At 52.0% G+C, this 18,591-nt stretch carries 23 protein-coding genes; 13 read left to right on the forward strand and 10 right to left on the reverse strand.

The window, feature by feature from the left end; translation table 11 throughout:
- Positions 1-57: 57 nt before the first annotated feature.
- Together KNP85_RS12675 and KNP85_RS12680 are read left to right on the forward strand one after the other, a co-directional pair.
- Positions 58-816 (forward strand): transporter substrate-binding domain-containing protein, encoded by a 759-nt coding sequence (locus KNP85_RS12675; RefSeq protein WP_029595989.1) that lies wholly within the window; start codon positions 58-60, stop codon positions 814-816.
- The gene (locus KNP85_RS12680) at positions 813-1,463 is read left to right on the forward strand and encodes an amino acid ABC transporter permease (RefSeq protein WP_021066728.1); all 651 of its coding nucleotides are present in this window, start codon (positions 813-815) and stop codon (positions 1,461-1,463) included. The genes KNP85_RS12675 and KNP85_RS12680 overlap by 4 nt, the downstream gene beginning before the upstream one ends.
- A 46-nt stretch (positions 1,464-1,509) precedes the next feature.
- On the opposite strand, the gene KNP85_RS12685 is transcribed toward KNP85_RS12680, so the two are convergent.
- Both KNP85_RS12685 and KNP85_RS12690 read right to left on the reverse strand, forming a co-directional pair.
- Positions 1,510-2,610 (reverse strand): ABC transporter ATP-binding protein, encoded by a 1,101-nt coding sequence (locus KNP85_RS12685; RefSeq protein ID WP_021066727.1) that lies wholly within the window; start codon positions 2,608-2,610, stop codon positions 1,510-1,512.
- A gap of 103 nt (positions 2,611-2,713) precedes the next feature.
- Positions 2,714-3,565 carry a PucR family transcriptional regulator gene (locus KNP85_RS12690; RefSeq protein WP_214803313.1) on the reverse strand — a complete coding sequence of 284 codons (852 nt, stop codon included), beginning with the start codon at positions 3,563-3,565 and terminating at the stop codon, positions 2,714-2,716.
- Between the two features lie 76 nt (positions 3,566-3,641).
- Here KNP85_RS12690 and KNP85_RS12695 point away from each other — a divergent pair, with 76 nt between their 5' ends.
- The 4 genes from KNP85_RS12695 to KNP85_RS12710 all read left to right on the forward strand — a co-directional run bounded on the left by KNP85_RS12695 (position 3,642) and on the right by KNP85_RS12710 (position 7,600).
- Positions 3,642-4,733 carry a DUF445 domain-containing protein gene (locus KNP85_RS12695; RefSeq protein ID WP_131472313.1) on the forward strand — a complete coding sequence of 364 codons (1,092 nt, stop codon included), beginning with the start codon at positions 3,642-3,644 and terminating at the stop codon, positions 4,731-4,733.
- A 35-nt stretch (positions 4,734-4,768) separates the two neighbouring features.
- The gene (locus KNP85_RS12700; protein ID WP_021066724.1) at positions 4,769-5,140 is read left to right on the forward strand and encodes a YlbF/YmcA family competence regulator; all 372 of its coding nucleotides are present in this window, start codon (positions 4,769-4,771) and stop codon (positions 5,138-5,140) included.
- 130 nt (positions 5,141-5,270) lie between these two features.
- Positions 5,271-7,046, forward strand: a complete 1,776-nt coding sequence (locus tag KNP85_RS12705) for an SLC13 family permease (protein WP_251136296.1) — start codon at positions 5,271-5,273, stop codon at positions 7,044-7,046.
- A gap of 62 nt (positions 7,047-7,108) precedes the next feature.
- Positions 7,109-7,600, forward strand: coding sequence for a hypothetical protein (locus KNP85_RS12710; protein ID WP_214803318.1), 492 nt, complete (start codon positions 7,109-7,111; stop codon positions 7,598-7,600).
- Positions 7,601-7,632: 32 nt separating this feature from the next.
- On the opposite strand, the gene KNP85_RS12715 is transcribed toward KNP85_RS12710, so the two are convergent.
- The 3 genes from KNP85_RS12715 to KNP85_RS12725 are packed head-to-tail and all read right to left on the reverse strand — an operon-like array spanning position 7,633 to position 9,954.
- Positions 7,633-7,851 (reverse strand): YhzD family protein, encoded by a 219-nt coding sequence (locus KNP85_RS12715; RefSeq protein ID WP_021066721.1) that lies wholly within the window; start codon positions 7,849-7,851, stop codon positions 7,633-7,635.
- Between the two features lie 43 nt (positions 7,852-7,894).
- Positions 7,895-8,983: a DNA polymerase IV gene (gene dinB, locus KNP85_RS12720; RefSeq protein ID WP_021066720.1), complete on the reverse strand. Its 1,089-nt coding sequence runs from the start codon at positions 8,981-8,983 to the stop codon at positions 7,895-7,897.
- Positions 8,984-9,042: 59 nt separating this feature from the next.
- Positions 9,043-9,954, reverse strand: coding sequence for a magnesium transporter CorA family protein (locus KNP85_RS12725; protein ID WP_214803320.1), 912 nt, complete (start codon positions 9,952-9,954; stop codon positions 9,043-9,045).
- A gap of 172 nt (positions 9,955-10,126) precedes the next feature.
- On the opposite strand from KNP85_RS12725, the gene KNP85_RS12730 reads away from it, so the two are divergent.
- Together KNP85_RS12730 and KNP85_RS12735 are read left to right on the forward strand one after the other, a co-directional pair.
- A complete protein-coding gene (locus KNP85_RS12730) occupies positions 10,127-10,999 on the forward strand; it encodes an HD domain-containing protein (protein WP_051627804.1) in 873 nt (290 codons plus the stop codon).
- A 277-nt stretch (positions 11,000-11,276) separates the two neighbouring features.
- Positions 11,277-11,495, forward strand: a complete 219-nt coding sequence (locus KNP85_RS12735; RefSeq protein WP_214803325.1) for a hypothetical protein — start codon at positions 11,277-11,279, stop codon at positions 11,493-11,495.
- Positions 11,496-11,621: 126 nt separating this feature from the next.
- On the opposite strand, the gene KNP85_RS12740 is transcribed toward KNP85_RS12735, so the two are convergent.
- Complete coding sequence (locus tag KNP85_RS12740; protein WP_214803328.1) at positions 11,622-12,608, reverse strand: peptidylprolyl isomerase; 987 nt, start codon at positions 12,606-12,608, stop codon at positions 11,622-11,624.
- Positions 12,609-12,759: 151 nt separating this feature from the next.
- On the opposite strand from KNP85_RS12740, the gene KNP85_RS12745 reads away from it, so the two are divergent.
- Positions 12,760-13,098: a DUF1878 family protein gene (locus tag KNP85_RS12745; RefSeq protein ID WP_236355805.1), complete on the forward strand. Its 339-nt coding sequence runs from the start codon at positions 12,760-12,762 to the stop codon at positions 13,096-13,098.
- Here the strand turns inward: KNP85_RS12745 and KNP85_RS12750 are convergent.
- Both KNP85_RS12750 and KNP85_RS12755 read right to left on the reverse strand, forming a co-directional pair.
- A complete protein-coding gene (locus KNP85_RS12750; RefSeq protein WP_021066715.1) occupies positions 13,082-13,645 on the reverse strand; it encodes an HTH-type transcriptional regulator Hpr in 564 nt (187 codons plus the stop codon). The two genes, KNP85_RS12745 and KNP85_RS12750, sit on opposite strands and share 17 nt — an antisense overlap.
- Before the next feature lie 59 nt (positions 13,646-13,704).
- On the reverse strand, positions 13,705-14,061 hold the full coding sequence (locus tag KNP85_RS12755; protein WP_021066714.1) for a hypothetical protein: 357 nt from the start codon (positions 14,059-14,061) through the stop codon (positions 13,705-13,707).
- 174 nt (positions 14,062-14,235) lie between these two features.
- On the opposite strand from KNP85_RS12755, the gene KNP85_RS12760 reads away from it, so the two are divergent.
- Positions 14,236-14,565: a hypothetical protein gene (locus KNP85_RS12760; RefSeq protein WP_235045179.1), complete on the forward strand. Its 330-nt coding sequence runs from the start codon at positions 14,236-14,238 to the stop codon at positions 14,563-14,565.
- A 54-nt stretch (positions 14,566-14,619) separates the two neighbouring features.
- On the opposite strand, the gene KNP85_RS12765 is transcribed toward KNP85_RS12760, so the two are convergent.
- Positions 14,620-15,048, reverse strand: a complete 429-nt coding sequence (locus KNP85_RS12765) for an HIT family protein (protein ID WP_214803330.1) — start codon at positions 15,046-15,048, stop codon at positions 14,620-14,622.
- Between the two features lie 132 nt (positions 15,049-15,180).
- On the opposite strand from KNP85_RS12765, the gene KNP85_RS12770 reads away from it, so the two are divergent.
- The gene (locus KNP85_RS12770) at positions 15,181-16,230 is read left to right on the forward strand and encodes a hypothetical protein (protein WP_214803333.1); all 1,050 of its coding nucleotides are present in this window, start codon (positions 15,181-15,183) and stop codon (positions 16,228-16,230) included.
- Positions 16,231-16,277: 47 nt separating this feature from the next.
- On the opposite strand, the gene KNP85_RS12775 is transcribed toward KNP85_RS12770, so the two are convergent.
- The gene (locus KNP85_RS12775; protein WP_021066710.1) at positions 16,278-16,532 is read right to left on the reverse strand and encodes a GlsB/YeaQ/YmgE family stress response membrane protein; all 255 of its coding nucleotides are present in this window, start codon (positions 16,530-16,532) and stop codon (positions 16,278-16,280) included.
- Between the two features lie 167 nt (positions 16,533-16,699).
- Here KNP85_RS12775 and KNP85_RS12780 point away from each other — a divergent pair, with 167 nt between their 5' ends.
- Both KNP85_RS12780 and KNP85_RS12785 read left to right on the forward strand, forming a co-directional pair.
- Positions 16,700-17,437, forward strand: coding sequence for an ABC transporter ATP-binding protein (locus tag KNP85_RS12780; protein ID WP_029595973.1), 738 nt, complete (start codon positions 16,700-16,702; stop codon positions 17,435-17,437).
- Complete coding sequence (locus tag KNP85_RS12785; protein WP_029595972.1) at positions 17,434-18,564, forward strand: ABC transporter permease; 1,131 nt, start codon at positions 17,434-17,436, stop codon at positions 18,562-18,564. The genes KNP85_RS12780 and KNP85_RS12785 overlap by 4 nt, the downstream gene beginning before the upstream one ends.
- Positions 18,565-18,591 lie beyond the last annotated feature (27 nt).

The raw sequence follows: 18,591 nt of genomic DNA on the forward strand, positions 1-18,591 counted from the left end.
GTGTATTGTTCATAACCATGTAATCATATACGGATTATCAGGAAGGCGGAAATTACCATGAAAAAATCATTAACAGCAGTACTTGCAATCGGAGCATCGTTCGGGGTGCTCGCGGCTTGCGGGACAGAGACAGACAGCGGCTCAGAAGAAGCCGTCATCACAGTCGGGACAGAAGCGACGTACCCGCCATTCACGTACAAAGACAAAGGTGAAATCACAGGGTATGACATCGATGTATTGAACGAAGCGGCCGAGCGTGCCGGTTACACGGTCGAATACGAGCCAATGGACTTCAAAGGACTCGTACCGGCCCTCGACGCAGAACGCATCGACATGATTGCCAACCAAATGAGTATCACGCCAGAACGTGAAGAGAAATACGCATTCTCAACTCCGTACGCGGTATCAGGTGCGCAAGTCATCGTCGCTTCGGACAACGAAGACATTCAAGGCATCGATGACCTCGACGGCAAAGTCGTCGGCTCGACACAAGGTTCAGTCTACGCGCAGCTCGCTGAAGAAGCCGGTGCTGAAGTGAAGTTCTACAAAGGCGCGAACCAAGTGCTCCAAGACCTTCAAGTCGGACGTCTCGATGCGGCACTCAACGACCGTCTCTTCATCTTGACGGAGCTTGAGAAGACAGGTTACGACGTGAAAGCGGTCGGAGACGTCTTCAATAAGAGTGAAGCGGGCTACATGACACGTCAAGACTCAGACGTGCTCGACAAGTTGGACGACGCGTTAGCTGAGATGCAAGAAGACGGCACGATGGCTGAGATCGGTGAGAAGTACTTCGGTGAGGACATCAGTCAATGAGTGAACTGATCACGACCGTCATCGAGAACCGTTCGGCCTATATCGAAGCCGTACAATTGACGTTGATCGCCAGTATCCTGTCGATTCTCCTCGCCTTGGTGCTCGGTCTGATCATCGCTGTCTTACACAGCAGCCCTGTCAAAGTCGTTCGTTTGTTCACTCGTACGTATATCTCGTTCTTCCGGGGCACACCGCTCCTCTTGCAACTTCTCATCCTGTACGTCGGTCTGACCGGTTTCGTCCAGTTGAGCGGGATGCAGGCACTTATCTTTGGATTAGGCCTTCACTTTGCGGCCTATATCTCGGAAGCGTTCCGCGCGGCCATCAATTCGGTCGATCGTGGGCAAGTCGAGGCGAGCGTCGCCCTCGGGATTCCGCGTGCGAAGCGCTTCAAGGATATCATCTTCCCACAGGCGTTATCGCGTGCGATCCCACCGGTGTCCAACTCGGTCATCGATATCATCAAATCGACGTCACTCGGTTCGGTCATCGCCGTCCAAGAGTTGACGTACGTGTCAGACCAAATCGCCGCGACGACGTATCTCGTCATGCCGCTCCTCTTGTTCTCGGCATCGATCTATTGGATCTTGTCGACGCTCATCCAAGCGGGGCAGCATCGTCTCGAACGTCGGTATGCGATTCGCTAACAAAAAAAAATCCCTTCGATTGGTTGCAATCGAAGGGATTTTTGTATTAACGGATGACGAGTTCTGTCTCCGTGTCGAAGAAGTGAGCTTTCGTCATATCGAGCGCGAGTGTGACGTCGTCACCCATGTGGATGTTCGAACGTCCATCGATCCGTGCCGTGAACTGGTGGCCACCGAGTTCAGCGTACAAGTACGACTCAGCGCCCATGAGCTCGGCAACGTCGATGTGCGTGCGGAACGTGTGCGTCGTTGGCGAGTCGATGTAGATTGGCTCATCGTGAATCGATTCTGGACGGATTCCGAGCACGAGTTCTTTGCCGACGTAACCGCGGTCACGAAGACCTTTCATTTTGCCTTCAGGGACGTTGATTTCTTCGCCGCCGACGAGGAACTTCCCATCAGCCAATTTTCCGCGGAAGAAGTTCATCGAAGGTGATCCGATGAAGCCGGCTACGAAGATGTTGTCTGGGTTTTCGTATACTTCTTTTGGCGAACCGACTTGTTGGATGATTCCGTCTTTCATGATGACGATCCGAGTCGCGAGTGTCATCGCTTCCGTTTGGTCATGGGTAACGTAAATCGTCGTCGTGTCGAGACGGTTGTGCAACTGGATGATTTCTTTACGCATTTGAACGCGAAGCTTGGCATCCAAGTTTGAGAGCGGCTCATCCATCAAGAACACTTTGGCATCACGAACGATGGCACGGCCGATGGCGACACGTTGACGCTGACCACCAGAGAGTGCTTTCGGTTTACGTTGAAGGTATTCTTCAAGTCCGAGGATACGGGCCGCATCTTGGACGCGACGGTCGATTTCATCTTTCGGGAACTTGCGAAGTTTCAAACCGAACGCCATGTTGTCATAGACACTCATGTGCGGGTAAAGTGCGTAGTTTTGGAAGACCATGGCGATGTCGCGGTCTTTCGGTGCGACGTCGTTCATGCGCTTGCCGTCGATGATGAAGTCGCCGCTCGAGATTTCTTCGAGTCCTGCGATCATACGGAGCGTCGTCGATTTACCACAACCTGAAGGTCCGACGAAGACGATGAATTCGCGGTCTTTGATGTGCAAGTTGAAATCGCTGACTGCCTTCGAGTCACCACCGTCGTATATTTTATCAATGTGATTTAATTGAATTTCTGCCATGTCGTTAGCCTCCTGGGAATCTGTTCTTGTATAATAGCGCTTACAAGACTGATTATACGATGAAACCGCTTGCATCGAATATGTACACGTTGCACAAAAACGATTACTCAGATTTGTGCAACGTGACAATCAATTGGAGCAGACTGGCATCGTAGAACTGCCTAGCGTCATAACCGGTCGCTTCGTAGAGCCGATCGAGCCGATAGTTGAGCGTATTTCGATGCATGAATAACGCCTTGGCCGTGTGCGATACGTTCAACGAGTTGGCGAACAACGCCTCCAATAAATCGATTGTCGTCTTATCGAGTGACGCGACGACAGGGGCCGTCAGACGGGGACGTACATCAAAAGTCTCATGGCGTTGTAGTAAATAATGGTATAATAATTGACTAGCAGGGTAAGCTTTAGTAGAGAGCTTGGCGAGTGGGAGTAGCGCCTGATGCTGGTGATAAAGTGGCGCAAGGTCACCGAGCGGACGTGCGCTATAGACGACATGCGCCTCGACGTAACAATCGCTCGCGATCGCCCGCAAGACGTCTTCGAACTCGGTCAGCTCGACGAACTGATTGGTCTCAATGATTTCAACGTGAGACCGGGTCATGAGAACAATCTCTGCTTCAGGCATAAAGTCAGCTAACACGTCTAAAAATTGTTCGAGTGCCTCAGGGTCTTGATAATGCAGGACGAGCGACATGAGACGGAACGGCCGGTCGAACCGGTACGCATCGGTGAGTAGACGGTCCTGCCATTTGGCTTGTCGTGGGTCGAGTCTTGTCAGGAGTGGGGTGGCGAACCATTCAAGCAACTGTCGCTCACGCTCCGTCAGCTCCAGTTTAGGGAGACCGAATACCGTGCCGTCCTGGGCTTGATACCAGCGAACGTCACTGGACGCTTCTTCGGACCGATGGACAGCCATCGGGAAAATCGATTTAATTCGTTCAAACGTAGTCAACACAATCACCTCTTCAATAAATGTATCATATTTCAGATCGGAGGCAGACAGTTTGGAGAGTCTAGTCAAAGTATTCATCATGATCGCCATCGGTGCGACAATCGGGGGAGTGACCAACTTCCTCGCCATCAAAATGTTATTCCGGCCCCATCACCCTAAATATATTGGGAACATGCGCGTCCCGTTCACGCCAGGCTTGATCCCGAAACGGCGCGATGAGTTGGCGACGAGCCTCGGTAAGACCGTCGTCAAACACTTGTTGACGCCGGAAGGGATGCGCAAGCGCCTGCTCGATGAACAGGTCGGCGGTCACATCACGTATTACGTCCAAGGTGAAGTGCGGACGATGCTGCGCTCGGATCAGACGATTCGATCGCTCATCGAACCACTTTATCCGGATGCCGAGACTCGTGTCTTGGCAGAAGCGGACACGAAGCTCCGCCAAGAGCTCCGGCTCGTCCTCGCAGATGTGAAGACGCGTAAACTGTATGAGATTCTCGGTGAAGACGGCATGGACCGCGTTCGGGGCATCATTCCGGAGATTGTCGATACCTTGCTCGTCAAGTCGGAGGAGTATTTCTATTCCGTCGAGGGTGAGGCCCAACTTCGACACATGGTCGACTCGTTCGTCCAGCGTCGGCTTGGATTCATCGCCGGTTTCGTCCAGAACTTGAATTTTGTCGAGATGATTCGACCGGAGATTATCAATATCCTCCGCGGCGGCTCGACGCGATCGGGTATGGCGGAAATGATTACACGTGAGTTCGAACGGTTCAGCGAACGGTCGGTCGATACGTTGCTTGACGACCGTCTAGAGGAACGGTTGATTGACGGTGTGACGACGGAAGTCGTCTCGCGCTTGCCGGTCGGGGAGCTGCTCGATCGAACGGTCCACTCGTACACACGGGACATTGAAGACCGCGTCGTCGACGAGCTCGTCCCGGCTGGAGTACGACTCGTCATTACGCGCTTCACGGATCAAATGGAGACGATCATGGACCGCCTCAAAATCGACCAAATCGTGCAAGAGCAGGTGAGCTCGCTCGATACATCGTACCTCGAAGAGATTGTTCTCTCGATCTCGAAACGAGAGTTCCGGGCAATAACATGGCTTGGCGCCTTGTTAGGTGGTATGATTGGGTTGATTCAAGGGTTGATTGCCATCATTTAAGAGGCACGCCCTAATAGTATTTAGGAGGACGTCACATGTCACAAACAAACTTGTACGATCATGCTTACCAATTGGAAAAAGCACTTCGCGATTCTGAGGAGTTCACAAATCTCTCTTCACTATACGACCGTGTCAATGCGGATGCAGAAGCGAACCAGTTATTCGCTGACTTCCGTGACATCCAAATGACGCTTCAACAGAAGCAGATGCAAGGCGAAGAAATCTCTGAACAAGAGATGATGGACGCGCAAACGAAAATGATGGGCGTTCAACAGAACGAATTGATCATGGAGCTCATGCAAGAAGAGCAACGCATGCATCAACTCGTCACAGAAGTGACGAAAATTATCATGAAGCCACTTGAAGAGCTTTACGCTCCGATGGTTAATGATCACGAAGTTCAATAAGACGTGATGCGGATGGCAATCGAGCCATCCGTTTTTTTGTTGCCAAGATTGTCACCCGCCTTATGATAACGCTTACATGATGCGTGGTATAGTAAGCTTGTAGAAACTTTCACAAGGAAGGGTGGACGTGATGGTCACCTTAGTGATTTTAATGATCATGATTATCGGGTTTATTGGAGGCTGGCTCCGAGCCGACTTGGTTGCGCTGATTGGTCTCTTGTTGCTCGTCTTGACGAATCAATTGACGCCGGTTGAAGCAATGGCCGGTTTTTCGAATTCGGTCGTGCTCATGATCGCCGGGCTGTTCATTGTGGGGGCCGGCCTATTTCACACAGGTTTGGCCGAACGGTTAGGTGCTGCGCTTATCCCGTTCGCAAAAGGGAGTGAGGTGCGTCTTTTTCTCGTCTTGATGGTCACGGTGACCTTGTTGTCGAGTCTCATGTCGAATACGGGGACGGTCGCCTTATTGATTCCGGTCGTCCTCGCCATGTCGAGACAGATGGGGACGAGTCCTGCCAAACTTTTGATGCCGCTCGCGTTCTTCTCGAGTATCGGCGGGACGATGACGCTGATCGGGACGCCGCCGAACCTGGTGGCGGCTGAGACGTTACGGAACACGTCCGCTGGCACGCTCGGTTTTTTCGCGCTCTTACCGATTGGGCTCGTCATGGCAGTCATCGGCTTATTCTATTTCTATGTCATCGGCAATCGGCTGCTCGGTACGAGCGATGTGCGCGCCGCGACGATGCCACGCTTGGCGGTGCCGCATGTGAGCCTATTCGCCTTATCCCTTTCGAAAGGGCACCCTTTAATCGGGCGGACGCTCCGCGACGTCAATTGGTCACGAGACGGTCTAATCGTCGTCGGCGAACAACAAAAAGGCATGACGCACCGCTTTGTCACAGCACGTGCGGATACGCGTCTCACTGAAGGTCAAGTGTATGTCAGCGGAGCAGAGGCGGATGTCCGGCGAATTGCCGGAAGGGAAGGGGTGACGGTCGAACACGTCGACTTGAAGTCCGTCTATGGGAAAGCGGCCGGCGTAGCCGTCTTCACCATCCCAACGGATAGCCCGCTCGTCGGCCGTTGTTTATCGGATAGTCACTTGCGCAACGAATATCGGTTGAACGTGCTTCAAGTCATCCGTCCGAACGAAGAGATTGCCATCACACGATTGAAAGACGTTCCGCTCGAGCGTGGAGATATGCTCGTCGCGCAAGGGGAGTGGGGTGACTTAGAACGAGCTGGGGACGAGACGTCCCTATTGCTCGCCAATGAGCGGGTGACCGATGTCGCGAACCGGGCCGTGTCCGAGCGTCATCAGCTGGCAGCGGGTCTCATCATGCTCATGATGGTCACGCTCCTCGTCTTCGAGTGGGTCGACCCGACTGTGGCGGTATGGCTCGCAGCACTGGCCATGGTGCTCACCGGAGCCGTGCGGCATATGGATGTCGCCTATGACTCGATTCAGTGGTCATCGTTGTTATTGATTGCCGCGATGATTCCCGTCGGTCAAGCACTCGACAATGCCGGGATTATGGCCTGGCTCGTCACGTGGATCAGCGACTCGTTCGGTCAAGACGGACCGGTCTGGGTGCTCGTCGCCATCTTCCTCGCGACGATGGCGCTCAGTCAAATCATCTCGAATACGGCGACGGCCGTCTTGTTCGCACCGCTCGCCGTATCGCTCGCCATGGCGCTTCAAGTGAGCCCCGTCCCGTTCGTCGTCGCCGTCGCGATTGCGGCATCGCTCGCGTTCATGACCCCGTTCGGTTCGCCGACGAATGCGATGGTGTTCGGAATCGGCGGCTACCGTTTCTTTGATTTCGTCAAAGTCGGCTTGCCGTTGCAAGTAGTGACGGCAGTCATCGCCATCTTCACGATCTTACTCATCTTTCCGTTTTGAAGGACATGTTGGTCAATCTGCCGAATATGTAAAAAAATGCTAAACGGTGAGGTGGAGAGACAATGTGGAAACGAGTTGGGATGATTTTGGCTGTGTTTTTGCTTGCGGCCTGCTCGAATGAGAGCGATCAACCGGCACCGACGCTCGGGGCGGACGCCAAAGTGGCCAAGGCGTACTTAGAGGAGCAAGGCTATGACGTCGTCTCTTATGAAGGGGATCGAACGTTAAGCTTTGAGAAGGCGGATTTGCTTGAGTTGCCGACGCGCAGTACGTGGGAGGTGCAGACGACGCCGCCGGATGACTATATCGGACGTGATATTCGGAAAGAGCGTTTTATCGTCCGCGACCATCCGCTCGATGATGTTGCAGAACTCGGCCAGACGAACGTCTCGGTCATGATGGTGGACGGCGAGATCATCGGCGGGACGTCATATCCGGATTCGGCCGAGCCGCTTACCGGAGCGAGCTATTCACTCGATGGGAAGACGGCGGAAGAGCTGCATCCCGATTACATGGAGTGGCGCAGCGAGTGGGAAGCCAAATATAGTGAATGAACAAGCGCCTCGGGATTCCCGAGGCGCTTCTGTTATGAGGCCGTGCCTTTCAGTTTTCCTGGCAGTTTACAGCGCTCGAAGTAGATCAGTTGGCCGCGACGTGCGATGCGGGCCCCTTTATGGAGGTGCCCGGCTTCCTCAAGCAACGTGAGTCCTTTCGTTTTCGCCTCGTCATCGCTTGCCGCAGTAAATGAATCGTTCAAGACGACCGTGCCGTCGTTCTCGAACGCTGTGATCGTATACTGTTCCATCCGTTCGCCCCCCTTTACTTCCATTGTACTGAATGACCATTCATTATTCAAGCGAAGGTTTCGTCAGCTCCTCGAACGTGAGCTGGCGCGCCGTCTCAGTCCGGGGGATCAAATCGGACACCGTCATCCCGATTAAGCGGACCGGTTCAGTGATCGCCATCTCGTCGAACAGGCGGCGGGCGAGCCGTTTAATCTCGTCGTGGTCGTGCGTCGGATGGTTCAGTTTGATTTGGTGGCTCCTGGCCTGGAACTCGCTCGTCTTGATTTTAATCGTCACCGTCTGGCAACTGAGTTCGCGTCGGTCGAGTTGATGGAGCACGTCTTCGATTTCCGGGACGACCCGTTCGTATACTTCCTCCGGGTCATCGAGGTCAAACGCGAACGTCGTCTCGGAGCCAATCGATTTTCGTTCCCGCGTCGGGACGACGGGACGGTTATCACGACCGGACGCGAGTTCATATAGTTGGCTCCCACGGTCGAATCCGAAAATGGCCTTCAGTTGTTCAGGTTGCGCACGCTGTAAATCGGCAATCGTATGGTAGCCGTGCTTGAACAGCGTTTGGGCCGTCACTTTACCGACCCCGTGCATCGTCGTGATCGGGAGCGGGGCGAGGAACGACTCGACATCGGCTGCTTCGACGACAGTCAGTCCGTTCGGTTTGTTGAATCCTGAGGCGATCTTGGCCACGAACTTCGACGGGGCGACTCCGGCCGAGGCCGTCAGTCCCGTCCGGCGTTTGATTTCCCCGAGGATATAGCGCGCGATATAAGGGCCGGACGTGCTCATGAGTGTGTTCTCGGTCACATCCAAATAGGCCTCGTCGAGCGAGAGCGGTTCGACGAGCGGCGTGATAGACTTGAAAATCGCCATCACTTGTTGGCTGACGTGCCGATAAACGTGAAAGCGCGGTTTGACGAATGTCGCCTGAGGACAGAGCGCAAACGCACGCCGTGACGACATGGCGCTGTGCACCCCGTATTTTCTCGCCTCATACGAACAGGTGGCGACCACACCACGGCTGTGGGGGGCGCCACCGACGATGACAGGCTTATCACGTAAATCAGGACGGTCCCGCTGTTCGACCGAGGCGTAAAACGCGTCCATATCAACGTGGATAATCAATCGTTCCATGTACATCACCTTTCTATGGCAGCTGCTCCTTTCAGTATACCGAACTTTTGTTCGTTTTTTTACTGTTTTCTCTTTTTCCGTTGTTTTTCTAGACGTTTTTGATTGTGGACTTGATTCGGGAACTGTAAGAGCGAGCCAATCCAATTCTTCCGTTTCAACCACGCATAGACCAAGCCTGTGAAGAGCATGATCATCATCCAGGCGAACAGATAACCGAGCGGCCACTTCAGTTCAGGCATCGCTTTGAAGTTCATGCCCCAGATGGCACCGAAGGCGACGACTGGTGTCGTTAACGCCGTGAAGACGGTCAACGCCTTCATAATCTCGTTGCCGCGAAAGTTCGACAGCGTCGAGGCGAGGTCGGTTAACGCGATGACATCCTCTTGGTAATGTTCAATCAGCGTCAAGAGCCGGTCGACCCGATACGTGGCAAGGCGATAGGCTTTCAATTCATCTAAGTCGACATCGAGGAACGCCTCACGTCCGGCCATGAGCAATTCACGATATGGGACGACGGTGTCGGACCATCGTTCAATCTCGTTGCGGAGTCCGAAAATCTCATTCATAAATTCAGGCGGGACTTGGCCGCTCATCTCACGCTGGGTCATCATCAAGCGTTCTTCATACTCATCGATTCCATGAAAATAATAGTCCATTTTTTCAGAGAGCAGGTCATAGAACGCCTCGATTGGCGAGTCATACTGCTTCGCGGCCACCGTCTCGCAATACAGCTCATCAAACCCGATTGTCCATAAAAAGTCCCGGGTCACGAAATAGTGCCCGATTTTTTGTGGTTCGCGTTCCAACTGTTCATAATCGAGCGTGAGCGATCCGTACATATAATCGCGTTCGACGATGATTTTTGTCACTTTCGCCGTCGTCAATTGTTCGAGCCAATACGTGTACGCTTCCTCATAGTGATTGTCGACATGTACAATTTCTTCTGGTCGTGTATACCAATTCCAATTCATCTTCCATTCCCCCAATATGCTTCTCTCTCAAGTATTCCCGCTTTTCTTAGAAAGTTGGCATCTGACCTGAACTTTCGTTAAGATGTAGGTACTGACAAGAAGAGAGGTGCTTTTTTTGACGACTACTAAAATCGGTCAGCTCAAAGTGGGCGACACGTTGAACCAATATGTGATGATTAAACAATCGTATCGTGGACTCGCCGGCAACGGCAAACCATATTTGACGCTCATCCTATGCGATGAGAGCGGGGAGATTGAGACGAAAGTATGGGACAGTGCCGATACGGACAAATATGCGACGAAAAAGATTGTCCATGCTTCCGGGGAAGTGATGGACTACCGTGGCCGGACCCAGTTGAAGTTGAAACAAATCTCCATCATCGAAGGTGAGACGGACATCGCGCCATACGTGCGCTCGGCCCCAGTGCCGAAGTCAGAACTCGAGACGGGGATTCGCGGCTATATCGAGGCGATGGAGCACGTAGGGATGAAACAACTCGTGACGGCGCTCGTCGACCGGAACGAGGAAGCTTACTTCACGTATCCGGCAGCGGTGCGCCATCACCATGCGGTCTATTCAGGGCTTGCGTTCCACGTCCTGTCGATGCTGAAGCTGGCTGACACGATGTGCGACCTGTATCCGCAATTGAATCGGGACTTGCTCGTTGCAGGCGTCGTGCTCCACGACTTGGCGAAAGTAATCGAGTTGTCGGACGCAATCACACCGGAATATACGCTCGAAGGCAAACTGCTTGGGCACTTGTCGCTTATGGCATCAGAGATTGAAGTCGTGGCACGCGAGCTCGGCACCGACCGTGAAGTCGTGACGTTGCTTCAACACCTCGTCCTCAGCCATCACGGGAAACCGGAGTGGGGGTCGGCGAACGCGCCGCAGCTCCCGGAAGCCGAGATGCTCTTCTTTATCGACAACATCGATGCCCGGATGAACATGTTCGATAAGGCGTTCGAAGGCGTCGAGCCAGGGACGTTCACAGAACGGGTCATGGCGCTCGATAACCGGGCATTTTATAAACCTAAACTGTAAGAAGCACCATAACTTCGGAATAGTTAAAGTTTATGATTCAAATTCAATTGAAGATGATTAGCATTCCTGTTCTATTCTGGTAAGTACTATGAAACGAATTTTTTTCAGTGAATTTCTCACAGGCTTGGTTTGGTTAATAGGAATGAAGCATTTAAGATTGGGGCAAAAATGAATGTCGATTTTTAGAAAAGTGATCGCTTTGCTGCTTATTGTTTTTCTTCTTCAAACATATATAGACTTAACTAAAGAAGATAGTTTCTTACAGAGGAAGTATCACATGTATCCAGCACACGAAATAACTTATTATAGCGAAGAGTATGGAGAGCTAACATTCAAAAGTTATAGTGAGAGAGACGCCTACTTTTGGCAAAACTACGAGCGTGAATTTTATACGCAGACGGGTGGAACGGTCATTATAAAATATGTTTCTATTTTAGGGTTTTATATAGATTTGACCAATGACGAACAGAACAGGAAAACATCAAATCCAAGATAATCATTCTTAGTTGTTAGTTGAATCACTGACCATATGCATGAAAAGAGGCCCCCTGGCGCAAACAAATCGCGGCAGGGGGCCTCTTTTTTACTCAGTTAGTGAGTGACGGTGCCACTCACTTGTTGCTTATTTCTCAGTCGATTCCTCGGCCGGAGCTTCTTCTTCCGCTTTAAGAGCGTCTTTCACAGCATCGAACTGTGTCGATGCTTTCGCATCTTTCACATCGACGTTATATTTCTCGATCAACTCGGCATAAATCTTATTCGCGTCGACAGAAGCGGCTTTTTCAGTCGCCAATGCTTCACGGATGCGATCTTTCTCGTCTTCGAGTTTAAGGTCTTTTTCTTTACGGTCCATGACTTTGATGACGTGGAAGCCGAACTGTGACTGAACCGGCTCAGAAACTTTGCCAACGACGTCTTCTTGGAACGCGTACTCTTCAAATTCAGGGACCATGGCGCCGGCTGAGAAGTAACCGAGGTCGCCACCTTTTTCACCAGAACCTGTGTCTGTCGATTTTTCTTTCGCGATGTCAGCGAAGTCGCCGCCGTCGTTCAATTCTTTAATGATCGCTTGTGCTTCTTCTTCTGTCTCGACAAGGATATGGCTCGCCTTGACTTCGACGTTTTCTTTCGCGAACTGTGCTTCGATATCTTCGTCTGTGACTTCGACGAGTTCTGATTTCGCAGCATCGACGAGCATTTGACCGCGGAGCGCTTCTTTGAACTCGTCCGTATTCGTCATGCCGGCTTGTTGAATCGCTTGCTCAAACTCTTCTTTCGAGTTGAACTGCTCTTCGGTCTTGCTGAACTCTTCGTCGACTTTTTCTTGCTCGACTTTATCGCCGTACTCTTTTTCAAGCAATTCGTTCATCGTTTCTTGGAACGCAAGTTGTGGGACCATGCGGTCGTAGCTCATGTCGGCGATTTCGCCGCGCGTCACTTCGCCGCCTTCAAATGAAACAACTGGAGAGTTGTCAGAAGACCCGCCGCTTGTCGCCGCGTACGTGCCGCCGACACCGATGAGAAGTGCAATCGCTGATGCGCCGACGAGGGCGCCTGTTGAAAACTTCTTATTCTGTTTGTTCGGTTCATTCGTCATTCCGTTTGACATATATTCCACCCCTATAAATCTATAAGTTTCTAAATCCGACTATACCACATTTTGTTAATGATAACAGCTGTTCTCTTACCTGTGTAGTATCATAGCACAGAAACGTGTCGTATAATGATGAAAGAGAATGTGAAATGATGGGGTGGAGAACGTGTCGTTAGAAGAGAAAATCAATCAATTATCGTTTCAAATGGAACTGTTGCTCGGGGCGGTCGATTGGTCGGAGCGGCCCTTTGAACATGAGGTGCTCAAGGCGAATCTGACACGGCAAGACGTCGTTGCGTTTTTCGCGTTGCTTGATGATATCCGAGAACGACAAAACGAGCAAATGCGCTACGGGCTGTCGTCCGTGGAGCCTTTGCTCGTTCATTTCGTCGGGATGCTTCATCCTCATTTAGAGGCCGAGACGATTCTCGCGGCGTGTGTGCGCCAAGGGATGGCGTTAGACGTCACGGAACCGCTGTATCGGCAGGTCAAGCTTCTTTACTGATCTCGTCGTCCTCAGGGCGACGTCCGGCTTCTTCCGTGATCATCTTCGACGTTTCTGCAAAGATGTCCATGAAGTTGTCGCCATACAAGCGGCGAACGATTGCGGTGATGTCCGTCAAGTCCGGGAATTTCCCGTACAATTCTTGGAGCGGGAGCGAGGCGCGGAAGACGCCGTTCTCTTCCGGATCGAACGCATGAATCGTCTCGAGCAAGAGCGCCTCACCTTCAGGCGTCAATTGGACGTACGTATTTCGTTTGTCCGTCTCCTTTTTCGAGAACGTGAGCAAACCGCGGTCTTCTAACTTCTTCGAGAAGTTGAACGCCGTCGATACGTGCATAACCCCATATTTGGCGATCTCTGAGATCGAGGCGCCGCCGAGGGCGTGAGCGATCCATAAAATATGGTGCTCGTTTATGTTCAAGTCGAACGGTTTAATCCAATTTTGCCAGTCTTTCTCGACCGTCTTCCACAGTGCCTTACTAAGTTGAATGATTTTATGACTATAGAGCATGGCCTCAGGGCCAGTGAATTCTTTTTCGTGTTCCATGTCGATCCATCCTTTCCGATACAATGTGACTAAAACGACGGGCGATGACGACAGACCGGTCAGTTGGCCTTTTCCGCTTTCGCTTCGGTCGCATCTGACTGTACGTTCGAAAGCTCGTTTAGGTTTCCTTGGATCCGCTCGATTGAAGGCTGAATGTCTTGTTGATAGCGTTCGACTTCGGCTTTCACTTGATCTGTCAATTCTTTTCCTTGTAACTTACCTGCCGCCGCAACTTGCGACGCATCTTTAGCGACTTTTTGGAATTGTTCTTTCAACGTAGTGATTGTAGACGCTCGGTGTTGATTGGCCGCCGCGTCATTCGCCGTTCCACGGGCGAGTTTTTTCACGGTCACAGCTCCTAGAAACGCTACGACAAAGCCGAAAGCAACCCAATCGCGACGATTGTGATTCGACAATACATTCCCCTCCTCGAGCACACTCATACTAGAATACATTCTTTTCATATTATTTTACCAAAAAAGAGAGATTAAAAACCTATATCTTAAATAAAATTTTTCAGAACATTCAATTTTGACCGAAAAATCATTTTATTTTAAACTGTAGGTAAAGGAAGGTGACCTCCAGTGAATATGCAAAAGCGTTGGGTTGATGACATGTTAGACCTGTATAACGCGGCCAAGCGACTGGGAGATGACCCTTGGGCACAGACAATAATGGAAGCACTCGAGGCGGGATATGAAGCGTCGGAACATAATGAACAGACGCGGAAACAAACTTTGCTTGAAAAGCGACTGATTGAAATAGACGCCCGTCTAAATTTGTTAAGAAAAGAATTCGAACAAGCGGAATCTGTCAAATCGCGGCAACAGTTATACGAGCAGGCGATTAAATTACAAGTCGAGCGTGCCCAAATCGAAGAGGAGCGGAAACGCCATCTCGATTCAATCAACTCGTCATGAGGCGCAAGACAAAAAATGGACCGGTCGCTCAACAGGCGGCGGTCCATTTGTTCGTTACAGGTTTGCTTTGATGCCGGCGGCGATCGCCTGCATGTCGTCAGATGAGTACGCGTCTTGATGCGTTTCCCACTTGGCACCAAACCCGTCCGCCTCGCCGTAGCGCGGCAAGAGGTGGATGTGGAAGTGATAGACGGTCTGTCCGGCAATCGCTTCGGCGTTAGACAACACGTTCATCCCGATCGCACCTGTTTCACGCTGAATCGCGTTCGCGACGGCAGGGACGGCTTGGAAGACGTCACGGGCCACGTCGGCCGGCAATTCATAGATGTTACGGGCATGATGTTTCGGAATGACGAGCGTATGCCCTTTCGTGACTTGAGAGATATCGAGGAACGCGACGACGGCGTCATCCTCGTATACCTTATACGACGGGATGTCGTTGTTGACGATTTTACAAAAGATACAGTTGTCCTCAGTGTGCATGCTGACTCCTCCATTCATGAATGACTAATCCATCTCATCATAACATGGAAATTCGGGCGGAAGAACGATTGTCCGGACAGACGATGCCCCTTACACTGAAACCAATAGCAAGTAGAGAGAGGAAGGGAACGGATGGCGTATGTACGATCGAAGAAACCGTCGCGGCGAAGAAATATCTACCTCGGGCTCCTCGTGACGCTCGGTGTCGGCCTCGCGGTCGGTGTTTTCTATCAATGGGGATATAAACCGGCTGCCGCCAACGACAAGATTCACGTTCGCTTCAAGGACGCCTTGTTGACCGAAGACGTCAGCTTCTTCCAGGAGAATGTCGAATATGAATCAGAACCGCTCACGCGAGCTGAGGCGCTCCGGTTCATGGGGTGGTTGAATGAAGAAAAGTCGATTCGCGGCGAGGCCATCTCGGAAGTGGCGCAGGACCGGTCGGACCGGGCACAAGGCATGGAGACGGATGGATTGTTCCGTCTCGTCGATACGGGCGAAGGGCGGTTCGGCTTTGCGGATTATCGGATTGAGTTGTTGCCAAAGACGTTGCGGACGTCTGCAGACGTTCCGCTGACAAATATTTGGATCGACGGGGTGCAGGAGGGACGGATTGATGAGGCCGGCGAAGCAGTTGAGATTGTTCGCATGCCAGGCCGCTACGACGTCAAAGCCGTCGCCGTCGTCGATGGGGAAACGGTGACCGAGACCGAGGCCGTGACGTTGACGGAAGATGCACAACTGGCGTTTGGCTTGTTGCCGGACCAGGACGAGACGGTGGCCGGACAATTCGACCTCGAGAGGGCCGAATTGATTGAAATCGAGGTCGAAGCGCAAACCGGTCATTCGATCGAGACGCTTGAGGCGCTCATGAACAAACGGGAACAGACAGTCGTCGACGAGATTGGTGAACCGATGGAACGGGGCGACGTCTGGCGCTATGATGGGATGGAGCTCCGGTTTGTCGACGGCCGGGTCGATCGCATTGATATCGATTTACAGAAGCGGCCCGACGACCTGCTCGCGCTCTTGGGCGAACCGAATGAAAAAGTCGACACGGACCTCGGCCTCGAATGGCTCTACGACCGGACGTTGCTCGAGTCGATTTTCACGTTCTTGCGCTTACAGAGCGAGAAACGGTTCATCGAGCGGGATGAAGCCATCTATCTCATTTTGACATGACAAAAAAAGGGACCCTCGGCGAGGGTCCCTTTTACGTGAGCCGTAGATTAACGTTTACGGTTCATTGATTTCATAACGAACGATACGATCAAGATCAAGATAATCGCACCGAGAAGTGCTGGGATAATCGCGATGCCGCCAACTGCAGGACCGAAGTCTCCGAAGATGAGGCCACCGAGCCAAGCACCGATGATACCAGCAATGATGTTCCCGATGACGCCACCTGGTACATCCTTACCTAAAATAAGACCTGCTAACCAACCGATAATACCCCCGACGATTAAAGTGATAATCCAACCCATAAAAACATTCTCCTTTCTGTTTTGTCCATTGTTCTCACTAACAATTTTATGGAACAATGGAAGTAATGAATAAGTTTTAAAATGCCTTACAGTTCAGATTATTCCCATGTGACAGCTTTTAAAACATATATCACAAAAAAAAGTTGAAAATGAGGGGTGGATTTTTCATGTTGCACGTCGACCATTTGAATGGCGGTTATATAGGTAAACAAGTGTTGCACGATATTTCATTTGATGTAAAAAAAGGTGAGCTCGTCGGGCTGATAGGGCTAAACGGAGCCGGAAAATCGACAACAATCAAACATATTTTAGGATTGCTTGATCCGATTTCAGGATCGGTCGAAGTCGATAGTCAAACACTCAGCTCGTCAGAAAAGAATTATCGTAAGAAAATAAGCTATATACCCGAGACCCCTATTTTGTATGACACGCTGACGTTACGTGAACATTTGACGTTGATCGGAAAAGCGTATGACATTGATGCGGCAGATTTAACGAACCGGACCGAGCGATTGGCACGAGATATGCGGATGGAGAAGCAACTGGACTGGTTCCCGTCCGTCTTTTCGAAAGGAATGCGTCAAAAAGCGATGATTCTCTGTGCGCTCGTGACGAAGTCCCCGCTTCTCATCGTCGATGAACCGTTCGTCGGACTCGATCCACTCGCGATTCGTCAACTATTGCGATTGTTTGACGAGTATAAGGAAGATTGCGCCATCTTAATGTCGACACACATTCTAGAGACGGCCGAGCGCCACTGCGACCGTTTCGTCTTCTTGCACCAAGGGGCGGTCATCGCGACCGGGACGGCCGCGCAACTGCGCGAGACATACGGTCTGCGTCCGGACGCCACGCTCGATGACATCTATGTCGAGGCGATTGAGGCCGAGGAGCGGAAACGATGAACGTATTCAAACAACGATTTGGCGTCTGGGTGGAAGACGTCGTGAAATACAGCCGCTACGTCGCGAACGGTGGCTTGTTATTCACGCTTTATTTCACGCTCATCTACGGGGCGTTCGTGTATAACCAATTTTTGACGGATTTGGACCCGGCTTTTCCGAGTGAATGGATTGTGGCGCTGATTTGGTTGCTCCTTCCGCTCGGCCATCGTCCCCGAACGTTGATTCAAGAAGCGGATCAAGTCTTCCTATTGCCGCGTCTCGGTGAGATTCAAGCGTTCATGACAGGCATCCGCCTGTTCAATGTCGTCTTTGCCGCCGTCCGCGCCATCCTCGTCATGCTTGTCGTGTTGCCGCTGCTCGTCCGGACGCAAGCGCTCACGTCGGTCGAAGTCGGAGCCATCCTCGCCACGAGTGTACTCATTTCAGCCGCGGGTCGTCTCGCCAAGTTGGAGGGGATTAAATACGTCGTCTTGCCGAGCGCACTCGCCAGCGGCTTCCTCGTATTGTTCGGTGTGCCGTTGTTGACGCCAGTGCCCGCACTCGTCCCGTTTGTCCTGCTCCACGTGCGACGGAATCGGCGCATCCCGCTGCTTGACTGGCTCACGCTCGAAGAAAAGAGCAAAGCCCAGTTCAACCGGGTCGTCAGTTGGTTCGTCGATGTGCCGGCGATGCGGGAAGACGTGCGGGAACGGTCGTTCATCGTGAGCCTGCTCGAGCGGTCGGTGTTGAAACGGGCCGATGCCGCCCGATACGTGTACGGGCTCCGGGTCATGCGGTCGAACGATTCGCTCGATCTCGTGTTGCGTCTTTCCGCCGTCGCGCTCGTTGTCATGTGGCTCTCGGGTGGATGGTATGTCGGGTTGGTCGTCCCGCTTTTCGTCGGGTTGACGGCGCTCCAGCTCGTGCCATTATTTAAACGGCTCGACACCGTGTCGATGGCGTCGTGGTTGCCAATCACACGTACCGAGCGGCTTGTCGCCTATAAATGGTGGGCGACGCGGCTATTGTTCGCGCAACTGCTCGCCCTCGGCGTTGCCTCGCTCTTGTTTGGGGCGACGTGGGACGCGCTCGTCGGTCTCGGACTCGCGTACCTGGTCGTCCGATACTACTTGAGTCGATTGACATGAAACAGGGACACCCGCATTGGGTGTCCC

The organism is Exiguobacterium sp. s194, from assembly GCF_018618275.1.
Classification (GTDB): Bacteria; Bacillota; Bacilli; order Exiguobacteriales; family Exiguobacteriaceae; genus Exiguobacterium; species Exiguobacterium chiriqhucha.